General features: G+C 73.2%; 6 protein-coding genes. All 6 read right to left on the reverse strand.

Annotated elements, in window-relative coordinates; all coding sequences use genetic code 11:
• Positions 1–1,056: serine hydroxymethyltransferase (gene glyA / locus ACTUAL_RS22245; protein ID WP_440901603.1), on the reverse strand; the 1,056-nt coding region annotated here is incomplete at its 3' end.
• 17 nt (positions 1,057–1,073) lie between these two features.
• A complete protein-coding gene (gcvT, locus tag ACTUAL_RS22250; RefSeq protein ID WP_096496373.1) occupies positions 1,074–2,171 on the reverse strand; it encodes a glycine cleavage system aminomethyltransferase GcvT in 1,098 nt (365 codons plus the stop codon).
• Positions 2,172–2,370: 199 nt separating this feature from the next.
• Positions 2,371–2,673, reverse strand: coding sequence for a DUF3817 domain-containing protein (locus ACTUAL_RS22255; RefSeq protein WP_015804361.1), 303 nt, complete (start codon positions 2,671–2,673; stop codon positions 2,371–2,373).
• Between the two features lie 23 nt (positions 2,674–2,696).
• Positions 2,697–3,167, reverse strand: coding sequence for a transcriptional regulator (locus ACTUAL_RS22260; protein ID WP_440901604.1), 471 nt, complete (start codon positions 3,165–3,167; stop codon positions 2,697–2,699).
• Between the two features lie 730 nt (positions 3,168–3,897).
• Entirely contained in the window at positions 3,898–4,389 is a 492-nt protein-coding gene (locus ACTUAL_RS22265; protein WP_096496375.1) for a transcriptional regulator, read from the reverse strand.
• Positions 4,390–4,568: 179 nt separating this feature from the next.
• Positions 4,569–4,730 (reverse strand): hypothetical protein, encoded by a 162-nt coding sequence (locus ACTUAL_RS22270; protein WP_177154426.1) that lies wholly within the window; start codon positions 4,728–4,730, stop codon positions 4,569–4,571.
• Positions 4,731–5,413 lie beyond the last annotated feature (683 nt).

Raw genomic sequence — 5,413 nt, forward strand, 5'->3', positions numbered from 1 at the left:
GTCGACCATCAGGTAGGCGTCGACCGAGTCGGCGATCCGGCGGAACTCGGCGAAGTCCAGCTGGCGCGGGTACGCGGACCAGCCGGCCACGATCAGCTTCGGCCGGTGCTCGGTGGCCAGGCGCTCGACCTCGGCCATGTCGGCCTGGTTGAGACGCTCCGCGAGGGTGCGCGCGCCCTCCAGGGTGCGGCGCTGGCGGTCGGTGAACTCGGGGGACGCGGCGTGCTTGAACGCCACGGCCTTGCCCGCGATCACGTGCTCCAGCGGGCCGCCCTGCTGGCCGGGGAACACCGCCGAGTTGATCTTCTTGGCGAGGTCGGCGTCGTTGGTCAGGATCACGCCGCCGCGCGGGCCGCCCAGGGTCTTGTGCGTCGTGGTGGTGACCACGTGCGCGTGCGGCACCGGGCTGGGGTGCAGGCCCGCCGCGACCAGGCCCGCGAAGTGCGCCATGTCCACCATCAGGAACGCGCCGACCTCGTCGGCGATCCGGCGGAACCGCGCGAAGTCGAGCTGGCGCGGGTACGCCGACCAGCCCGCCACGATCAGCTTCGGCCGGTGCTCCTTGGCCAGCGCCTCGACCTCGGCCAGGTCGACCAGGCCGTCGCTGTCCGACACGTGGTAGGGCACCACGTTGTAGAGCTTGCCGGAGAAGTTGATCCGCATCCCGTGCGTGAGGTGCCCGCCGTGCGCCAGGTCCAGGCCCAGGATGGTGTCGCCGGGCTGGAGCAGCGCGAACATCGCCGCCGCGTTGGCCTGCGCGCCCGAGTGCGGCTGCACGTTCGCGAAGCCCGCGCCGAACAGCTCCTTCACCCGCGAGATCGCCAGCCGCTCGACGTCGTCGACGTGCTCGCAGCCGCCGTAGTAGCGGCGGCCGGGGTAGCCCTCGGCGTACTTGTTGGTCAGCACCGAGCCCTGGGCCTGGAGCACCGAGACCGGCGTGAAGTTCTCGGAGGCGATCATCTCCAGCGTGTTCTGCTGGCGGGCCAGTTCGGCGGCGACGGCCTGCGCCACCTCCGGGTCGAACTCGGCCAAGGGGGTGTTGAAGTGCGCGGACATGGTTGGGCTCCCCTTTGTCACTTTCGCTTGTAGAAGGGCAGGGCGACGACCTCCACGGGCTCGCGGCGGCCACGGACGTCCACGGTCAGCGCGGTGCCGGGCTCGGCGTTGGCCCTGGTCACGTAGGCCATCGCCACCGAGTGGCCGAGGGTGGGCGACAGGGCGCCGCTGGTGACCACACCGATCTCGGCGCCGTCGGCGTCGAGCACGGGGTAGCCGTGGCGGGGCGCCCGGCGCGACGCGGTCTTGAGACCGACGAGGGTGCTGTCGGCGCCCGCCTCGGCGGCGGCGGCGAGCGCGGCGCGGCCGACGAAGTCGCCCGGCTTGTCGAGCTTCACGACGCGGCCGAGGTTCGCCTCGAACGGGGTGCGGTCCAGGCCCAGCTCGTTGCCGTACAGCGGCATCCCCGCCTCCAGGCGGAGCGTGTCGCGGCAGCCGAGGCCCGCGGGCTTGAGGCCGTGCGGCTGACCGGCCTCCAGCAGCGCCCGCCAGACGTGGGCGGCGTCGGCGGGGGCGGTGAACAGCTCGAAGCCGTCCTCGCCGGTGTACCCGGTGCGGGCCAGCAGGACGGGCTTGCCCGCGACCTCGGCCGGGTAGGAGGCGTAGTACTTGACGGCCGCCAGGTCCGTGCTGGTCAGGCCTTCGAGGATGGCCGTCGACGCCGGGCCCTGCACGGCGATCAGGGCGTGGTCCTCGGAGCGGTCGGCGACCTGGGTGTCGAAGCCCTTGGCGCGCTCGACGAGCTCGGCGGCGACGGTGGTCGCGTTGGAGGCGTTCGCGACGACCAGGTACTCCTGCTCGGCGAGCCGGTAGACGATCAGGTCGTCCACGACGCCGCCGCTCTCGGCGCAGATCATGGTGTAGCGGGCGCGGCCGACGCCGATCGCGGAGCAGTGGCCGACCAGGGCGTGGTCGAGCGCGGCGCCCGCCTCGGGGCCGGTCAGGACGATCTCGCCCATGTGGGTCAGGTCGAACAGGCCCGCCGAGGAGCGCACGGCGTGGTGCTCGGCGAGCTCGCTGTCGTAGCGCAGCGGCATCCGCCAGCCCGCGAAGTCGGTGAAGTGCGCGCCGAGGGCCTCGTGCTCGGCGTGCAGCGGGGTGCGGCGGGGTTCCATGCTGCGGGTTCCTCCCTGGTGGCGGACCTGGTCGGCCGGGCCGGTCGGCGGGCCGGTTGGCGGTGTCGTCCCGCGCGCGGTCGAGCGGCGGGCGCGGAGGGGCGGACCGACCGGTTCCGGTTCGGCCCGCCGGGGGAAGGATCGCACGAACCCGCTCCCCGGTTCGCGGGCAGCGGGTTCGGCGGGTCGGGCGCGGCGCTCAGAGGGCGCGGCCCGCGCGGACGCTCTCGACGACCTTGCGCTCGGCGTAGAACGACACGAACGGGATGGTGCCCGCGAGCAGGACCAGCACGGTGCTCTTGATCGTCCAGCGGGCCTTGAGGGCGAGGTCGACGGTCAGCACCAGGTAGATGGCGTAGAGGAAGCCGTGCACCGGGCCGACGATCCGCATCAGCGTCTCGCTGTCGCCCAGGTACTTGAACAGCATGGCGACGACCAGGCCGAGCAACCCGACACCGACCACGTAAGCCATCAGCCGGAACCTGCTCAGCGCGCCACTCATCGCCCCACCCTCACCGCGTTCGATCACCTGGTGTCCCGCGCGTGCAACTCGGCGAGGTAGCGGTTGTAGGCCGCCATCTCCTCGTCCTCGTCGTCTTCGTCGTAGCCGTCGTGCGCGGGGGTCTTGACGGGGTCAACCGTAACCACCGACGTCCGCGCTCCCGGCTCCGGGGCTGGGGTGATCGGCCGGGGGGCGGGCGCGGGGGTGAGGTCGACCGGGGTCGCGACGGTCTGCCCGGTTCGTCCGCTCTCTGCGGCGAGGGCCGCGTCGGCGGCCTTGTTGGCGGCGTCGAGGCGGCGGACGCGCCACACCATGAACGCCGGGAACAAGCCGAAGAGGGGCCACTGGAGGACGTAGCCGAGGTTCTGGAAGGTGCCGTTGGCCGAGGAGAACCGCTCCCACTGCCACCACGCCAGGCCGCAGCAGGCCAGGAGGGAGAGCAGGCAGACGGCGGCGATGGTCACGCGCTGGGAGGTGATCCTGGGGCCTGCCACGCGTCCAGGTTAACCGCGCGGGGGCGCGGGGCGGGCGGGGGCCTGGGGTGTGAGATCGGTCGCCGGGGGCGGGATCAGGCGTGGGTGCGCGAGGCGCGGCGGGTGCGGCCGGGGCGCGGGTTCCGGGCGGATCGCTGCCGGGATCAGGGCGCGCGGCGACTCGGGCTTGGGCCGGGCGCGGGCTCGGGTCGGGTTCGGAGCGGCTCGGGGTTCGGAGCGGCCTGCGGATCGGGCGCGGGCGCCCGCCGTGGGGCCTGGGGACCGCGCAGGGGTCGACGGGGCCGCCGGTTCGGGGTGGCGGTGGGACGTCGGCGCAAGCGGGTCGGGCGGCGGGACGCCGCGTGGGCACGGGGTCGGCGCGTGGCGTCCGGCCGGGCAGGGGTGCCGCTGGTCGGGGTCGCCTGGTCGCGCGCGTCGGCCTGGTGGTGTCGGGCGGGGTCGGCCGCAGGCTCCGGCGAGGGCGGGGTGCTGCCCTGCCGAAGTGGCCGCCCGTGCGCCGCTCGGGCGCACCGGTCGTCACCGCGCTCGGGTCACCTCGGCCGGTCCTCGGCCGGATCGGTCCTCGGGTGTTCCGGGCTCGTCGTGCTGCCGGAGCCGGTCGGGGTTCCGGGGTGGTCGGTGCGAGGCCGTGCGGGGACGGCCTCTCGCGACCGCTCGGGGCGCGCCGCGTCGCGACGCGCGCTCGGTCGTGGGGTGGGCTCCCGCGCAGGAGCCCGGTCCCGGACGGGGGTCAGGCGACGCCGTCCCGGCGCTGCCTCTGCAGCCGCGCCACGCACCAGGCCGCGGCGCTGCCCCGGCGGAGGTGCTGGAGCACGGTCATGGGCCCGAGCCTGCGCCCCAGGTCGGCCGGGCTCAGGCCCGCCGCCCGGTAGTCGAGCGCGCGCTGGTCCATCGGGCTGATGCCCGCGTCCCACCACAGCTCGGCCTCGGCGAGGTCGCCGACCAGCTGCCAGTAGCTGGCCGCCGCCGCGAGGAGGACCTCGGGCGCCTCGGGCGCCCGCTTCCTCATCGCCGCCACGTACGCGGGGTCCGCGGACTCGACCTTGACCGAGCCCCCTCGGTACCCGCCGGTCGCCCGCTGGACGGGGATCGCCGGCACGGACTGCGGGGCTTCGGCGAGCCACGCGTCCTTGATCCGGTTCACCTCGCGCAGCTCGGCGTCGTCGGAGCGCTCAGCCGCCCACTGACGCAGCAGCTCGTCCACTCCGGAGTCCTCGACCATTCCGCCTCCTCGTCGGTCGAAGATCAGCCAATGCAGCGCACCGTATTCGGGGGTTCCGACAACCGCTAGACCCTTGTTTGCCAAAAACCCTGTTACCAGGGTGTTATAGCCCTCATTTCACCCGCTAGGCGGAGCGTCGGGCCAACTCGATCACGTGAAGTGACCGAGACGGTCGGGCGTCACTCGAACAGGGCGCGGATGAAGGTGATGATCGACTCGGCGCTCTCCCGGAGCCAGGCCAGCACCCCCTTCACGGTCTCGGCGGACTGGTCGGGCTGGGTGATGAGGAAGAACAGCACCAGCGCGACACCCGCCAGCGACAGCACCTTCTTGAGCTTCACCGAGCGCTCTCCCTCCGTTCACCGGGGCGGCGCGAGCGGTTCCGGGGACAGCCCGTTACCCGGCTCGACGCAGGACATGGTCCACCACTCACCCGGATGACACGGGGAGAACGCGCCGAGCTGGTCCGTTCAGCCCTCGGAAGACACCCTGGGCGACGAGTGACCCGGCTGATGACCACCCGAACGGACTATCAAGGCCGTTGGGCTGAACGCCGATGCTGTGGGTGACGGGCCGCTCGGCGGCTCCGCGCACACCTCCCCACACGGCACGAACATCGGAGCTCCGCCACACCTCCAGCACAGCCCAGCCGGATCACTCGGATGCGCTCGGTCACGCACGCAGCGTGACAGGAGTGTCGGGCGCGTCCTGAATTCCTCACGCCGCGCTCCGGGGTTTTCCGCAGCCTTTTTTCGATCATCGGCGGCGGGGGTGGGTCGGATTTGTTCCGGAATGCGGGCGGCGGGGGAACCTCAGATTCTTACGCGGTACCGGCGGGTAGCGGAAGAGCCGGTTGGCGGCGCGGCTGCGGGAGGCGGCGGACCGGCGGAAAGTCGTGGCGCTGACCAGCGGGAACGTTGGGGTTGCGCGTAAAAACGACCGAGGGCGCTCGGGCAACCCGCAGTGGTCGTTCGGGCAGGGGCGCGGGCGGTTCGGGCGGTGCGGGTCGGCCGGTGCGGGGCGG

Source organism: Actinosynnema sp. (genome assembly GCF_052038725.1).

Bases quoted from the DNA above. Each gene is read 5' to 3' on its own strand.
- gcvT (WP_096496373.1), bottom strand. From the start codon at position 2,171: ATGGAACCCCGCCGCACCCCGCTGCACGCCGAGCACGAGGCCCTCGGC.
- ACTUAL_RS22265 (WP_096496375.1), bottom strand. From the start codon at position 4,389: ATGGTCGAGGACTCCGGAGTGGACGAGCTGCTGCGTCAGTGGGCGGCT.
- ACTUAL_RS22255 (WP_015804361.1), bottom strand. From the start codon at position 2,673: ATGAGTGGCGCGCTGAGCAGGTTCCGGCTGATGGCTTACGTGGTCGGT.